We start from the raw sequence: 14,174 nt of genomic DNA, 5'->3' as shown, positions 1-14,174 counted from the left end.
CGCGATGAACCTTTTTTATGCCTACTGATTTTATAACGGTTGCTTTTATAACTGCTTAATACGCTGCTTTAACGCTTCTAAATCTATATCATTGCCAACAATTCGTAATCGAACATACTCTTCAGTCATCGCGTCGCACGTAATAGCAAAATCGACACCCGAACATGTCTTAATACCGATACTCTCAAATAGCTTTGAAAGGTGAGTTCCTCTCTTTTTCAACAACATAATGGGCGTCGATATTGACGTGCCAACCACCTCAATATTGTTCTCAGACAACAAGCCGATCATTTGCTGCTTAAAGTATTCAGTTTTGCTGCGGTTCATTTCTAAGAAGTGTTTTGCATTGGGTAAGGTCGCCGATGCGATTTTTATTGAGGGGTAAGTCGGCGTAAACACACTCACCGCAGCTTCGATTGCAGAAGTCAGGTTTTCACTGCTGGCTAAGTAACCGAGTCGAATCCCAGCGAGCCCTAAACCTTTAGAAAAGGTTCGTAAAACTATTAAGTTGTCCAAGACTAAGGTCTGATCGAGCATAGACTGCTCAGGGGTCAGGTATTCACCATATGCCTCGTCGACAATCAAAATAGCGCCACAACGCTCACATACTCTCGCTATCTCGACCAGATAAGCTCTGTCGTAGATTCGACCCGTTGGGTTGTTGGGATTATCGATATACACCAAGGCAGGATTTTGACTGCTTATTTTTGATGCCAACACACCGAACAGATCCGACTCGTTTTGATAATCAAACATGTTGATGGACTGGTACTTCCCGCCCACCAAAGTGAACTCTGATACTGCTTCAACAAACTGAGGGCCAATGCCTATCATGGTGCGATTGTTGTGATCGATAAGTTTATTGAAGATAAGTTCTAGCGCCCCAAGAGAGCCCGTGGTGTACGTAATACGACAATCTTCAATCCCAATAAACTGGCGAGTCAGATAAGTCAGCTCCGAAAGCTCCCTGTGGCAATAGTACTTATCAATACCGTAGATAATATCTTTGATCACATGTTCAGGAATTTCTGGTGCGCCAAATGGATTGGAGCCAAGTGAACAATCGATACGAAATGAGTGATCGACATAAGAATGGTATTCGCCACTTAACCGTGGATTTAAATGCATAAGAAAACGCTCAAAAAATATTCATGCGCTATTCTTATCGTACTGAATTTTATCTATATAGGTCATTTCGCGACAGTTCTTCGCCTTGTTTCGAGAGACTGGTTAAAAACCAAGATTGGTTCAAATAACGAATTCTCTTAAGCCATAATCAAGAGTTAAGCACTCGTGTTTACATTTCGAGTTAACCGAACCGCTTTCTTTGCGCTAGATTAAGCTGAGATAAGATAGGGTAATAACAGAGCTTGCATCTTTACTCTCCCTAGTTACCATAGCCCCATTAACATCCCCCATATTTTGAAGGTTGCTATGAAAGCAATTAAGACTCTTTTCTTCCTGATGGTTTTATTGAGCGGTCTGTTTACCGCTTGGCTGTTTATTCCAATTCCAGCGACCATGGACAAGCAAACGCTCGACGTTCCATTAACGGAACCATTCAAGCTTGTTGCGTATCGCAGCAACCCGAATGATGCGAGCAAGCCGCTGACTTACCACTACTATGTGATTTCAGATGTGGTTGGTGTAGACGACATGGACCCATTCCTGATTACCACGGACCAGTTCGTGAAGCTTGGCGAATTCGACGAGAACACATTCAACCTTACGGTTAACGGCAAGATTGATAGCTACACCAACGATTTGTGGATCAAGAAATCTGATGGCAAGCTTCAACACTGGTACGTGAGTATTAACGCGAACTATATTCGTTAAAATCGAACTGCAATAAACCTCATTTTAAAACTGCGCTTTGGCTTCCAAGCGCAGTTTTTGTTTCTAGCAACACCCTCCACTTATCCCGACCCGTTCGACATAAACTGCATTGCCTACTTTTGATTCACTGCTGCCCTTGCTCTCAAGGTGTTATAAGCTCTTTAGATACGATAAGCTCAGACCATGCTCGACGCCCAATAAATCAAAATAATAAAGGATCACCCGTGGAATTTACGCTCGACAAATTTAACGGCATCATCATTGACCCAGCAACAGCCCCTCACGATGTTGACTCATTCAATGCCGAACTCAGCGAGATCACCGAATTTTCAAAGCAGAATAACAAAGGCATCATTTGGATTAGCTTACCTATTTCACTCTCGCACCTTATTCCGGTGGCGACTGAGCTTGGCTTTGTGTTTCACAACTGCTTAGAAGACGAGATTACGCTGATCCACAAATCCGAGATTGTAGAGTTTGTGCCTTTCATTCCGACCCACACCTTGGGTGCTGGCGCGTTAATCACTAACGAACACAACCAAGTGCTGATGATTAAAGAACACGGCATGACGGGCTACAAATTACCGGGCGGTCATATTGAGTTGGGTGAAGGCATTGAAGAATCCGTGGTTCGAGAAACCTTAGAAGAGACTGGCATCGAAGCCACGTTCGTTTCAGTGGTTGGCATGGCGACGAGACACCCGTATCAATTCGGAAAGTCTAACCTCTACTTTGTTTGTCACCTTATCGCTCAAACTCAAGAGATTGCGATTCAAGACACAGATGAAATTGCAGAAGCTAAATGGATTGATGTTGAAGAGTACATTAACAACCCCGACAGCTACCCGTTCAACCGCCAGTTAGTCGGCTCTTTGATAGGCAAACAAGGATTAGAACTCACTCAGTTAGAAGGCAACTATGGCCCAGTCCACAAGCCCGAGATCTTCTTTTCGCAAAACTAGAGCGATTCAAATATAAAAACGCCAAGCTCATAAGAACTTGGCGTTTTGCTTTTCATTTTACTTGTATTGTTTAAGCCATCTCGTTGCTAGTGACTTCCTAATAGACTGTTCTAGAACCTATCTATTTTAGAAAAATCCTAGTGGGTTAGTATCGTAGCTGATCAACAGGTTCTTAGTATTTTGGTAGTGATCGAGCATCATCTTATGTGTCTCACGGCCGATACCCGACTTCTTGTAACCACCAAACGCGGCATGAGCTGGATAAGCGTGGTAGCAGTTCACCCAAATACGTCCAGCTTCAATGTTGCGACCCATGCGATACGCTAGGTTTGCATCACGCGTCCATACACCTGCACCCAAGCCATATTCGGTATCGTTGGCAATCTCTAGCGCTTCAGCTTCGTCTTTAAACGTCGTCACCGCGATAACAGGGCCGAAGATCTCCTCTTGGAATACACGCATCTTGTTGTGCCCTTCCAGCATGGTTGGCTGGATGTAATAACCATTACCGAGATCATCAGATTGCTGCGCAACTTCGCCACCTGTCAGCACTTTAGCGCCTTCTTGGCGACCGATTTCTAGGTAGCTCAGAATCTTATCGAACTGCTCTTTTGAAGCTTGTGCGCCAACCTGAGTATCAGTATCTAGCGGGTTACCTTGTTTAATAGTTTGAGCACGCTCGACCACCTTGGCGATGAACTTGTCGTACACCGATTCATGGATCAGCACACGTGATGGACAGGTACACACTTCACCTTGGTTGAAGAACGCCAGCAACATGCCTTCGACACACTTATCAAGGTATTCGTCTTCATGGTTAAAGATGTCTGGGAAGTAGATGTTTGGAGACTTACCGCCAAGCTCAACCGTTGATGGAATCAAGCTTTCAGCGGCACATTTCAGGATGTGGTGGCCGACTTCTGTCGAACCGGTAAATGCCAATTTCGCCAAACGATCGCTGGTTGCTAACGCTTGACCCGCTTCACTACCAAAACCATTGACGATGTTGACTACGCCTGCAGGTAGAAGATCAGCGATCTTCTCCATCATCACTAAGATCGATGTCGGTGTTTGCTCCGCTGGCTTCATCACAACACAGCAACCCGCAGCCAGTGCTGGCGCCAATTTCCAAGCCGCCATTAAAATCGGGAAGTTCCAAGGAATGATCTGCCCCACCACACCGATGGGTTCTGGGAAGTGGTAGCTCGCGGTGTTTGAATCTAGCTCGGCTGCGCTGCCTTCTTGCGCCCGAATACAGCCTGCAAAGTAACGGAAGTGGTCAACAACTAACGGGATGTCTGCCGCTAGAGTTTCACGCACAGGCTTGCCGTTTTCCCACGTCTCCGCCACCGCGATTTCTTCTAGGTGCGCTTCAATGCGATCGGAAATTTTAAGTAGGATATTGGAACGTTCTGTCACACTGGTCGCAGCCCAACTAGCACGAGCCGCATGCGCCGCATCGAGTGCCAAGCTAATGTCTGCCTCTGTTGAACGTGCCACTTGGCAATACACCTGACCATTCACTGGGGAAGTGTTATCAAAATACTCGCCGCTGACAGGCTTCACCCACTCGCCACCGATAAAGTTATCGTATTGAGCTTTAAAGTTCACCACTGCGTTGTCACTACCCGGCTGTGCGTAAATCATAGTTAGATCCTTCTTCGATTTGATATTCGTTATTGAGCTAGAGCTGTCTTATTTTTGTGGCGGCTCCCCTTGAGAAAAGAACTCATGGCGAGACGCCCATGTTTATGCTTTCTGTTTAAAACACTGATACTTCGTGTTTTCTTCACAACAGTAACAACGCAAATCACACGCCAGAACTTCAAAACTTGTTGTTAATAAATTGTAAAACTATGATTACCAAACGTTTACAACCCAAAGTGAGTTGGCATTGAACGGACGTATGGAAACCACTCCAGTGTTCAACTGTTCCAAATTGGTACACCCTCACTGTTACGACATGGAACAGTCATGCACCTTCAACAAGCAAACACCTCAGATTGGCTTTCGTCCTCTTGGCACCGCAGCACAGAAGCGGGTCTAAAACAGAGACGACTTCCTGAAGACATTCGCCTACCACAATCGATTCTTAAGCAGCGACGTCATCAATCGGCTGACTTGATCCACATCGTCGAACGCAATGCGCTGCCTTTGTTTAATCAGATGTTTGCTCGTACCGACAGTCGTTTGATTCTGACCGATATTGAAGGGGTGATTCTGGCGAGTTGGGGACAGGAGCGGTTTAAGGAGAAGCTGACATCAATTGCACTCAGCTCAGGAGCGTGTTGGCAGGAACAACTTAAGGGCACCAACGCGATTGGCACCGCGATTGTTGAAGCTAAACCCGTGACCATCATTGGTGAGCAGCACTTCATCCACCAGCATCGATTTATCAGCTGTTCAGCAAGCCCTGTGTTTGATCACCAAGGGAACATGGTTGGCGTATTGGACATTACCAGTGAGCAGCAACAGCACGACAGTTCGGTGCAGCTACTGGTTCAAAATATGGTTCAGCTTGTTGAAAACCAGCTACTGAGCCACATCCCACAAGGCACCACTCGCATCGACCTCGCATATGAGAAATCGTTATTACACAGTGGTTGGCAAGGGATTGTAATAGCCAATGAAGCTGGGGAGGTGGTGGCACACAATCAGGTCGCCTCTCAACTATTGGATCAAACCTCGATCGTCGGTGAGAGTATCGATACCCTCTTCAACCGAACCTCATTAGACACGCCTTTTGTATTTGAGAAACAACACCTCAAACAACCAACCACCAAACGCACGCGCTCCATTTCAGCATCGTGTGATTTGCACCATGGCGAGCAACAAATCGAACACGCTTGGCAGCAAGCCAACAAGGTAATCGATAAAGGGATCAGTTTGTTGATCTTAGGAGAAACAGGAGTTGGCAAAGGCGAGTTTGTTAAAGCGCTGCACAAGCAAAGCCAGCGTAAGTCTTCGCCCTTGGTAGCGGTAAATTGTGGCGCGCTGCCTAAAGACCTTATTGAATCTGAACTGTTTGGTTACGCGCCGGGCGCCTTTACGGGAGCAAGCCACAAGGGCTTCCAAGGTAAGATCCGTCAAGCAGATAAAGGGATTCTATTTCTAGATGAGATCGCCGACATGCCTTTAGAAGCTCAGTGCCGACTACTGCATGTTCTGCAAGACAAATCCGTGGTGCCAGTTGGTTCTAATCAAAGCTATCAAGTCGATTGTCAGATCATCGCTGCAACTCACAAAAACCTCGAGCAGTTAGTCGCAACAGGTGAGTTTAGGCAAGACCTGTATTACAGACTCAATGGCTTAGCCTTCACCTTGCCAAGCCTACAACACCGACAAGACAAGCACGCTTTAATCGAGCACATTCATCGTAAATACGCCGAAGACGAACAGACAATCTGCCCGCACTTGATGAGCTTACTGTGCGCCTATTCTTGGCCGGGTAATATCCGCGAATTAGACAACTTACTTAAGGTTGCTGCTCTATTAGCAAGTGATGAACCCCAACTCACACTCGAGCATGTGCCCAGCCACCTTGCTCAACATCTCACGTCATTAGCACACGATAATCAGCATCAACTCACGCCTCCTAATACCACCAAAGGTACAGCTAATAACGATTTAAGAAGTACCGTTGAAGAAACCTTGCTGCAAACCTATCAAGCCAACCAAGGCAACATAAGTAAGACTTCGAGAATACTCGGTATCAGCCGCAATACCATTTATCGAAAATTGAAAAGCTTGGGAATCCTCCAATAGGAAGATGAACCTAAGCTACTCAGAACCCAGCTCCACAAGTTGATTGAGCACTTCTTTATCCAATACCGGGTGATGCTTACTCGCTAGGATCAGCACAATATCGACCGAAGGCAACGGCGGCATATCATCAAGAATTTTCAAATCTGAAGTCACGCTTAGCTTACCCATCGCACCAATCGCTAATCCTGCTTTCACGATTGCACGCTGCGCTGAAGCGGTATTGCTACACGCCAATAACTGATAAGGCGTGCCCTGCTTGGTTAAGCCATTCACTGCCGCTGCGTGGTACTTACAATCGGTCTGAAACAAGGCTAGTGGGACTGGTTTAGACTCATCGAATGCATAGTCAGGGCTGCTTATCCAAACACCCACATCATGTGTAAGCCAGTAACCCTCTTCACTATCAGGCGCTCTGGTGACAATCGCCGCATCTAAACGGCCATCATCTAACCACTCTCTGAGGTTAATACTTGGTAGGCTAAATATTTGAATGGAACAGGTAGGTTCTGCTTGCTGTAACAGGCGAATCACTTTTGGAAGAATGGTGTCGTTGTAGTCTTCAGGGCAGCCGAGTCGCAGAGGTTGTTTGTCTTCATAACGCTTTACTTGCTTGAGGGCGGTGTTGTGGAGGGCGACCAACTGTTCGGCATGAGAACGCAGCGCTAAGCCAGCTTCAGTCAGTATTAAATTACGTCCTTCTTTCTGGAAAAGAGTGACGTTGAGTTCTTCTTCCAACTTACGCATCTGAGCACTGAATGCCGATTGGGTACGATTTATCTGTTTCGCTGCACGAGTGAAACTACTGGTTTCCACAAACGCGAGAAAGCCTCGCAAAGCATCAATATCCATATTGAAATCACCACCCATCGTTTTTATTAATGTATTGCATCAAAATTAGCCGTTAGTGCTCCGCAATACAATCCCCTAAGCTCAAAAGCATACTCACCAAACGCAAGGAAGCAACGATGCAGCTTTATATTGGAAACCAGAACTACTCAACTTGGTCACTGCGCGCATGGCTAATATTCGACAACTACAACCTGAGTACAGAAGTCATCAAGCTCAAGCTATTCACCTCTGATTTTTACGACACTCTGGCGAAAGTGACGCCAACGGCCAAGGTTCCAACCCTAGTTGATGGTAATGTTGCGGTGTGGGATTCATTGGCGATTCTCGAATACGTTAACGATGCCTATTTGGACGGTGCAGCGTGGCCTAGCTCAGTGAAAGAACGCGCCCATGCCCGAGCAATTTCCGCCGAGATGCACTCTGGGTTCTTTGCCGTCAGAAATGAAATGCCGATGAACTGCCGCGCACAACGAAAGCTCACACTGAGTGAAGACGCACTGAAAGACATCGCTCGTATTGATGCAATATGGTCTGCACAAATGGAACAATACCCAGAGGGATGGTTATTTGGTGAATGGTCGATTGCCGATGCGATGTTTGCACCCGTCGCATTGCGCGTAGAAACCTATGGAATACAACTTTCCGAAAAGGCATCGCAGTATCAACAACGTGTGCTTAACAGTCCATCAATACAAAAATGGCTGGCAGAGGCAAGCTTAGAAACCGATGTGGTTGAAGAAGATGAGGCGGGCAAGCCAGTATAAAATACAAGACACCCTTCCAAAGCTCACTAGTCTGTGAGCTTTTATCTAAACCTTATTAATTTGGTCGATTGTGATCGCCTAATCACAATGTGCAGATGTGATTGTTTATATTCAAATAAATTCAAATAGTTAAGATAAACATCATGTTACGAGCAACGATCGCATTACTCAGTATTACTAGCTTCGCCGTATCTGCCAACGCCCATCTTCCTTCTGGAGAAGAGTGGCTCAACCATGCGACTGAAGGGCTTGCACCTTATTGGTTAATGCCTAGCGCTCAAGGAGAACCGGTAGGAAACTTCCCTACTTTCCGCTGTGATGACGGTACCTTGCTCGATGTTTCTGATGTGTGCCATGAACTAAACAAAGGCTGGATCACGCCACACTTTGGCAAAGAGTTTACGCGGATGAAGTCACGTCAAACTTATGCCTATGGCGTGCTCTACCACCTTAGTGGCGATAAGCAGGCTTTAGCGCTTGCCAAGCAAGGAGCCTACTACATCATTGATCAGCTAGAAGATAAGCAAAACGGCGGCTTTATCGGCTACACAAAAGAGGGAAAAGTAGGCCAGAATTGGCAGCAGCGTACTTCTCAAGATCAAGCGTATGCATTAGTTGGCCTTGCCATGTACTACTACCTGACCCAAGACAAAAAGGTAGAAGAAGCACTCATCGCCCAACAAGCTTTTATCTTTGATAAATATCGACTTAGCGACAACAGCGGTCTTGCTTGGGTACTCGCCGACGGTGAAGATGGCAGTGCAAAACGACGTGAACTGGTTGCGCAACTTGATCAAATAAACGGCTACCTGTTGTTAGTCGCTCCTCTGCTCAAAGAGCCCGTCAAATCCAAATGGCTTGATGACTTAAACTGGCTCACGCAAGCCATGATTGACCAATACCATTCTGAAGATGAACAACGCTTCTACGGGGCTATTCACGATAAAGCTGCGATGATGCCGAATGCTAATCACAACGATTTTGGGCACACCATCAAAGCGTATTGGATGACTTACCTTACAGGCCAAACATTGAATAACTCTGAATGGAAAGAGTTTGGCATCAAAGGGATGAAACACACTCTCGTTCATGCGCAATATCAGAAAAATTTCGTGAGTGTATCCCAATATTATGGCGAAGAACTTCAGAAAGCGTGGAAAGGACAAGAGATAACTGGCTGGCAAAGCAGACCAAACACAAATTGGGCTTCATCATGGGAATGGGCGGAGCTTGATCAAGCAGCAATGACGGTTTCACTTGTCGATGATTCAATGAAAGACGTCCTGCAATACACCCTACCCACTTTTCATGATGTATGGGTCGACCATAAATACGGCGGTGTCGGGCTTGAGCCAAAACGCACCAAAGCTTTCCATTGGGGCAACGGTTATCACCAGTTTGAACATGCGCTGATTGGCTATCTATACGCACAGCAAGTTGACGCGAAGCCAGCAGTATTGCATTACGCAAGGCCGACCAACAGCGAGATGCCAATGGAACCGTATTACTATCAAGGCGATGTGGTGGAGCTATTGAATAAAGATGACGGAACGCAGAAGGTCAGTTTCAATAACATTCGACCTTAGCGTTGGTTGTTTGTTCTAAATGGACTTGAGATTCAGGGCTACGGGGAATGGACAAGGTCAAAGAGTTAGCACAATACTGATGTCGCAGACCAAACAAAAGCCGCTGTTGATCAGCGGCTTTCTTGATGGAGATAAGCGGAGGTTAGTTGTCCAACCCTTTAATTGGGTTCATCGAGTGATAAACGGTGTTCACGTCACCAGTCATCGACAATGAACTCAAGTCATCAATGAAGAAACGGCTGGTCATTGTGTGCTTACCGCCATTGATAAAGATTTCGATCACTGACTTATCAACATAAACCTCGATGATTTGCTTGGTGCTCAACCTCGGTGCTTTTCTCACTGAGCCAAACTCTTCCGCGTAGAGCTGAGACATCTTACTGCGATCAAGCATGAACTCCTTTTCTGTAGCACTGAATACGATGTTATCACCCGCAACGTTAGTAAGTGTAAACTCAAACTCGTCAGTATCCGTTTCGAGCTCAACCATGAAGCTGGTTGTATCCAATTCAAGAGCATTTTCAACCACCACAGCTTCACCCTGTAGCGCTTTCAATTCAGGTAAAGCAGACTGAACAAGATAGCCATCTTGGATTTGAAGTTCGCGTGGTAACGACAACATGCCCGCCCACTGATACTCATTAGATGGTGTATTAATCTCAGGCAGACCAATCCAAGCAATCAGAATACGGCGGCCTGTATCATCTAAATAAGTCTGTGGTGCATAGAAATCGAAGCCATAATCTGGTTGCGCAATATCTTGGTGGTTTTCCAGTTCTACCGAATCGAGATTTAGGCGGTCACCGACGATATAAGCCACCGAGTAGATATTTTTGAAATCGTATGGATTTTCGCTAGACACACCTTGTGGAGAAAACAGCATCACCGACTGATTCTCTATTTCAAAGAAATCTGGGCATTCCCACATATAGCCAAGGTTGTTGTAACGAGTTTGAATTGGACCTTTGTGCTGCCAATTCATCAGGTCTCGGCTGCAATATAGCGCCATAGAGCCAGTATTTTGAGGCGTTTGAGCACCCACAACCATCAGATAATCGCCGCCCTGTTTCCACACTTTTGGGTCTCGGAAATGTTCGGTGTAGTGATCGTTTTCGATAACCACGCCGTGCTTTTCTATTTTGCCGTCAGCAGACATCTTGGCAAAACATTGAGTTGGCACTCGCAACCAATTTCCATCGCGCTTGTTACCTGTAAAAAACAACAATGCATTGTCGTTTTCAACCAATGCACCACCAGAGTAAACACCGTGAGAGTCGTAATCTTGGTCTGGGTGCAAGCCAATGCCGTGGTCTTCGAAATGAACGAAGTCTTTGGTAGAAAGGTGGTACCAGTACTTCATACCATGGACGGGGCCAACTGGCGTCCATTGGTAAAATAGGTGGTGTTCACCATTAAAGAAACACAGACCATTCGGATCATTAAGCAGACCAAACTTAGGCGCAATATGGTAGCTTGGATAGCCAGAGTCTTGTTTGCGAAGCTCTACCATCGCATCAATACTCTCTAGAGAAATATCTTCTATACGGCGATATCTTTGCTCTACTGTCCAGTTCGAGTTCAAACTCATACACTCTCCTCTACGGCATTCGTATTTGAAGAGTCTTTTTGAATAAACTGAGTAAGAGCTTCTTGCGTTGGAAGTGCGGTCATTGCGCCTTTTTGCGTGGTCGCCAGTGCACCACACCCATTCGCCCACTGAATTGCAGAATCGACGACTTGTTGATTGTTCCACTCATCATCTTGAGAAAGCTTTGCAAGCAAACCGCCAACAAAAGCATCGCCTGCACCCGTGGTATCCACTGGCGTCACTGAGCGACCTGAAATCAACACACCTTGGTTTTCAAATACTCGCCAAACGCCTTTCGCGCCCTGCGTAACCAGAACAAGCGTGTTGTTAAGATCTGCAATGTTAGCCAAACCTTGTTCCATCGAAGTTGAATCGGTTAAGAAATCCAGTTCTTCTTCTGAGAATTTAACCACATCAGCCAATTCAACCGCTTTCATGACCACAGACTTAATTTCAGATGGGTTTTGCCACACTTCATCACGAAGGTTTGGATCGAAGCTGATGTAACCGCCCGCGGCTTTCATACGTCGGATCGCTTCGAAGGTACTGCTTCGGCTTGGTTCATTAGCCAAAGAGATCGAGCAGACGTGTAGCCACTCGTTTTTCTTAAATTCGGGAATGTCTTCAACAGACATAAACTGGTCGGCACTTGGCTTAACCATAAACGTAAAGCTACGCTCGCCTTGGTCATCAAGATCGACCACCACGGTTGACGTGCGTTGTTCAGGGTCCTTCACCAAACGCTCGGTATTCACACCTTCCTTTTGCAGAGTCACTTCCATAAAAGTGCCAAACGGATCGTTACCCACTCGGCCAAAAAATGCGCTTTTGCCTAAAAGGCGAGAAATCGCTACCGCGACATTAGCAGGCGCACCGCCCGGACATTTCAATAATGTCGCGTCAGTCTCCGGAATGAGGTCGACGACGGCGTCTCCAGTTACCCAAACTTGATTCATCTTTCTTACCTTAAAACTGAAAATCATGACAACCGAAAGCGATGGCAATCGAAAGCAGTAGCAACCAAAAGCAAGGTGACACTTCACGCTGTCATGTAAAAATATAAAAAGGCTAGCTAAGCCAAATCACCTAGCTAGCACCCCAAAGCTTAGGAAATGAAGTGAAAAGGGGGGCTTCACTTCTAGGGAGAAACGTTAAGCTGTTGCTTTAATGTTTTGCTTGCTGCGCTCGCGCAGACCTAAAACAACGGTCAGAGCAAAGGCAGTCACGAACGCGATAATCATACCTACCACGTAGTAGCCAATCTTTTCTGGTGATATTGAGATGATGCCAGGAATACCCGCCGCACCCAGTGCTTGTGCTTTCACATTGAACATCGTGATAAACGCGCTTGAAATCGCAGCGGCACAAACCGCAGCAATGAATGGATAGCGAAGCTTCAAGTTCACACCGAACATTGCAGGTTCAGTAATACCAAGCAAGCCAGTCACACCAGAAGGAATCGCGATACCTTTCATTTTCTTATCTTTACTCATGAAACCAACCGCCAGTGCCGCTGCACCTTGTGACACGTTAGACATCGCCGCGATAGGGAAGATGAACGTACCGCCAGTCGTTGCGATATCCGCAAGCAGCTGAGTTTCAATAGCAATAAAGCTATGGTGCATACCAGTAATAACAAACGGCGCATAAATCAAACCAAACACCGCACCGCCAATGAAGCCAGCACTGTTGTATAACCAATTTAGGCCGTCACCAAGCAGGAAGCCGATATCACGAGTAAATGGACCAACAATCGTGAATGTTAACAAACCAGTTATGAAAATCGCCAATAGCGGCGTTAGCAAGTTATCCAGAACCGAAGGAATAACTTTACGCAGCCCAAGCTCAACTTTCGCTAGAATAAACGCAGAAACAAGAACGGGTAGTACTGAACCTTGATAGCCTACTTTCTCGATTTCGAAACCTAAAATGTTCCAAACCGGAATGCTGCCCGACACTGATGCGCCACCGAAGCCCCAGCCGTTAAGCAAGTCTGGGTGAACCATCAACATACCTAAAGCCGCGCCAAGGTATGGGTTACCACCAAACTTCTTACTCGCTGAAAATGCTAATAAAATAGGTAAGTACACAAAAGGAGCATTAGCAAATGTATTGATCATGTTTGCTAAGTCGGTCAAACCCGGATTAGCGTCGATTAAAGATTTGCCATCAATGAATAAGCCTTGAGCCGTCAATAGGTTGTAGATACCCATCAACAAACCACCAGCAACAATCGCCGGAATGATTGGTACAAAAATATCAGACAGGCCTTTCACCGCGCGTTGCAGGATATTTTGGTTGTCAGCACCTGCAGACGCCACATCGTTGGTCGACATTTCCGTCATTTCAGTCAGCTTAGCCAACTCAGCATAAACTTGGTTTACGATGCCTGAGCCAAAGATGATCTGATATTGACCTGCCACTTTAAACTGGCCCTTAACCCCTTCTAGGTTATCAATCGCCTGTTCATCAATTTTATCTTGGTCTGCAACCGCAAGACGCAGACGAGTCGCGCAGTGTGCGAGTGCGGTGATATTACTTTTACCACCTAATAGAGAAAGCAGCTCTTTTGCTATTTTTGGATAATTCATTACATACCCCATTGGATTATCATTTGAGCTTTTGAATTTTCGGGAACGTTTGCAAAACAAATTTTTGCCTAGAAATAACAAATGATCAAAGATAACTGCTCAATAGTGTGAGAATGATCTTCAAATTATCTCCCTAGGATAAGAAGACAGGGTTAAAATCCCCTAATAACAGGTAAATTTGATACTCTGTTTGCAAACAATCCCAAAACTAAAATTACAATTGGATAATGAAT

Annotated in this window: 11 protein-coding genes; 5 read left to right on the top strand and 6 right to left on the bottom strand. The window is 45.8% G+C overall.

The window, feature by feature from the left end; translation table 11 throughout:
• Positions 1-45 precede the first annotated feature (45 nt).
• Positions 46-1,128, bottom strand: coding sequence for an aminotransferase class I/II-fold pyridoxal phosphate-dependent enzyme (locus tag AB4323_RS04865; RefSeq protein WP_372151789.1), 1,083 nt, complete (start codon positions 1,126-1,128; stop codon positions 46-48).
• Between the two features lie 306 nt (positions 1,129-1,434).
• Here AB4323_RS04865 and AB4323_RS04860 point away from each other — a divergent pair, with 306 nt between their 5' ends.
• Together AB4323_RS04860 and AB4323_RS04855 are read left to right on the top strand one after the other, a co-directional pair.
• Positions 1,435-1,836, top strand: coding sequence for a hypothetical protein (locus AB4323_RS04860; protein WP_017061631.1), 402 nt, complete (start codon positions 1,435-1,437; stop codon positions 1,834-1,836).
• A gap of 224 nt (positions 1,837-2,060) precedes the next feature.
• Positions 2,061-2,798 carry an NUDIX domain-containing protein gene (locus AB4323_RS04855; RefSeq protein ID WP_017071682.1) on the top strand — a complete coding sequence of 246 codons (738 nt, stop codon included), beginning with the start codon at positions 2,061-2,063 and terminating at the stop codon, positions 2,796-2,798.
• Positions 2,799-2,924: 126 nt separating this feature from the next.
• Here AB4323_RS04855 and AB4323_RS04850 read toward each other — a convergent pair whose 3' ends face one another.
• On the bottom strand, positions 2,925-4,445 hold the full coding sequence (locus tag AB4323_RS04850) for an aldehyde dehydrogenase family protein (protein ID WP_017061629.1): 1,521 nt from the start codon (positions 4,443-4,445) through the stop codon (positions 2,925-2,927).
• A 327-nt stretch (positions 4,446-4,772) separates the two neighbouring features.
• Here AB4323_RS04850 and AB4323_RS04845 point away from each other — a divergent pair, with 327 nt between their 5' ends.
• Positions 4,773-6,563: a sigma-54-dependent Fis family transcriptional regulator gene (locus AB4323_RS04845; protein ID WP_017064966.1), complete on the top strand. Its 1,791-nt coding sequence runs from the start codon at positions 4,773-4,775 to the stop codon at positions 6,561-6,563.
• Positions 6,564-6,578: 15 nt separating this feature from the next.
• Here the strand turns inward: AB4323_RS04845 and AB4323_RS04840 are convergent, their stop codons facing one another.
• Positions 6,579-7,430 (bottom strand): LysR family transcriptional regulator, encoded by an 852-nt coding sequence (locus tag AB4323_RS04840; protein ID WP_017067473.1) that lies wholly within the window; start codon positions 7,428-7,430, stop codon positions 6,579-6,581.
• Positions 7,431-7,528: 98 nt separating this feature from the next.
• Between AB4323_RS04840 and AB4323_RS04835 the strand changes: the two genes are divergently transcribed.
• Together AB4323_RS04835 and AB4323_RS04830 are read left to right on the top strand one after the other, a co-directional pair.
• Positions 7,529-8,176 (top strand): glutathione S-transferase family protein, encoded by a 648-nt coding sequence (locus AB4323_RS04835; protein ID WP_372073864.1) that lies wholly within the window; start codon positions 7,529-7,531, stop codon positions 8,174-8,176.
• Positions 8,177-8,319: 143 nt separating this feature from the next.
• Complete coding sequence (locus AB4323_RS04830) at positions 8,320-9,762, top strand: N-acylglucosamine 2-epimerase (RefSeq protein ID WP_372151787.1); 1,443 nt, start codon at positions 8,320-8,322, stop codon at positions 9,760-9,762.
• Positions 9,763-9,904: 142 nt separating this feature from the next.
• Here the strand turns inward: AB4323_RS04830 and AB4323_RS04825 are convergent, their stop codons facing one another.
• From AB4323_RS04825 to AB4323_RS04815, 3 genes are all read right to left on the bottom strand, one after another.
• Positions 9,905-11,350 carry a sucrose-6-phosphate hydrolase gene (locus tag AB4323_RS04825; RefSeq protein ID WP_017064970.1) on the bottom strand — a complete coding sequence of 482 codons (1,446 nt, stop codon included), beginning with the start codon at positions 11,348-11,350 and terminating at the stop codon, positions 9,905-9,907.
• Positions 11,347-12,306: an aminoimidazole riboside kinase gene (locus AB4323_RS04820; protein WP_017061624.1), complete on the bottom strand. Its 960-nt coding sequence runs from the start codon at positions 12,304-12,306 to the stop codon at positions 11,347-11,349. The genes AB4323_RS04825 and AB4323_RS04820 overlap by 4 nt, the downstream gene beginning before the upstream one ends.
• Positions 12,307-12,501: 195 nt before the next feature.
• The gene (locus AB4323_RS04815; protein WP_017064972.1) at positions 12,502-13,941 is read right to left on the bottom strand and encodes a sucrose-specific PTS transporter subunit IIBC; all 1,440 of its coding nucleotides are present in this window, start codon (positions 13,939-13,941) and stop codon (positions 12,502-12,504) included.
• Between the last annotated feature and the right edge of the window lie 233 nt (positions 13,942-14,174).

This window comes from Vibrio sp. 10N.261.52.C11 (assembly GCF_041471405.1).
Lineage (GTDB): Bacteria > Pseudomonadota > Gammaproteobacteria > Enterobacterales > Vibrionaceae > Vibrio > Vibrio crassostreae_C.
This window is presented reverse-complemented; position numbering and strand designations above follow the sequence as displayed.

Bases quoted from the DNA above. Each gene is read 5' to 3' on its own strand.
- AB4323_RS04865 (WP_372151789.1), bottom strand. From the start codon at position 1,128: ATGCATTTAAATCCACGGTTAAGTGGCGAATACCATTCTTATGTCGAT.
- AB4323_RS04860 (WP_017061631.1), top strand. From the start codon at position 1,435: ATGAAAGCAATTAAGACTCTTTTCTTCCTGATGGTTTTATTGAGCGGT.
- AB4323_RS04850 (WP_017061629.1), bottom strand. From the start codon at position 4,445: ATGATTTACGCACAGCCGGGTAGTGACAACGCAGTGGTGAACTTTAAA.
- AB4323_RS04845 (WP_017064966.1), top strand. From the start codon at position 4,773: ATGCACCTTCAACAAGCAAACACCTCAGATTGGCTTTCGTCCTCTTGG.
- AB4323_RS04840 (WP_017067473.1), bottom strand. From the start codon at position 7,430: ATGGGTGGTGATTTCAATATGGATATTGATGCTTTGCGAGGCTTTCTC.
- AB4323_RS04835 (WP_372073864.1), top strand. From the start codon at position 7,529: ATGCAGCTTTATATTGGAAACCAGAACTACTCAACTTGGTCACTGCGC.
- AB4323_RS04830 (WP_372151787.1), top strand. From the start codon at position 8,320: ATGTTACGAGCAACGATCGCATTACTCAGTATTACTAGCTTCGCCGTA.
- AB4323_RS04825 (WP_017064970.1), bottom strand. From the start codon at position 11,350: ATGAGTTTGAACTCGAACTGGACAGTAGAGCAAAGATATCGCCGTATA.
- AB4323_RS04820 (WP_017061624.1), bottom strand. From the start codon at position 12,306: ATGAATCAAGTTTGGGTAACTGGAGACGCCGTCGTCGACCTCATTCCG.
- AB4323_RS04815 (WP_017064972.1), bottom strand. From the start codon at position 13,941: ATGAATTATCCAAAAATAGCAAAAGAGCTGCTTTCTCTATTAGGTGGT.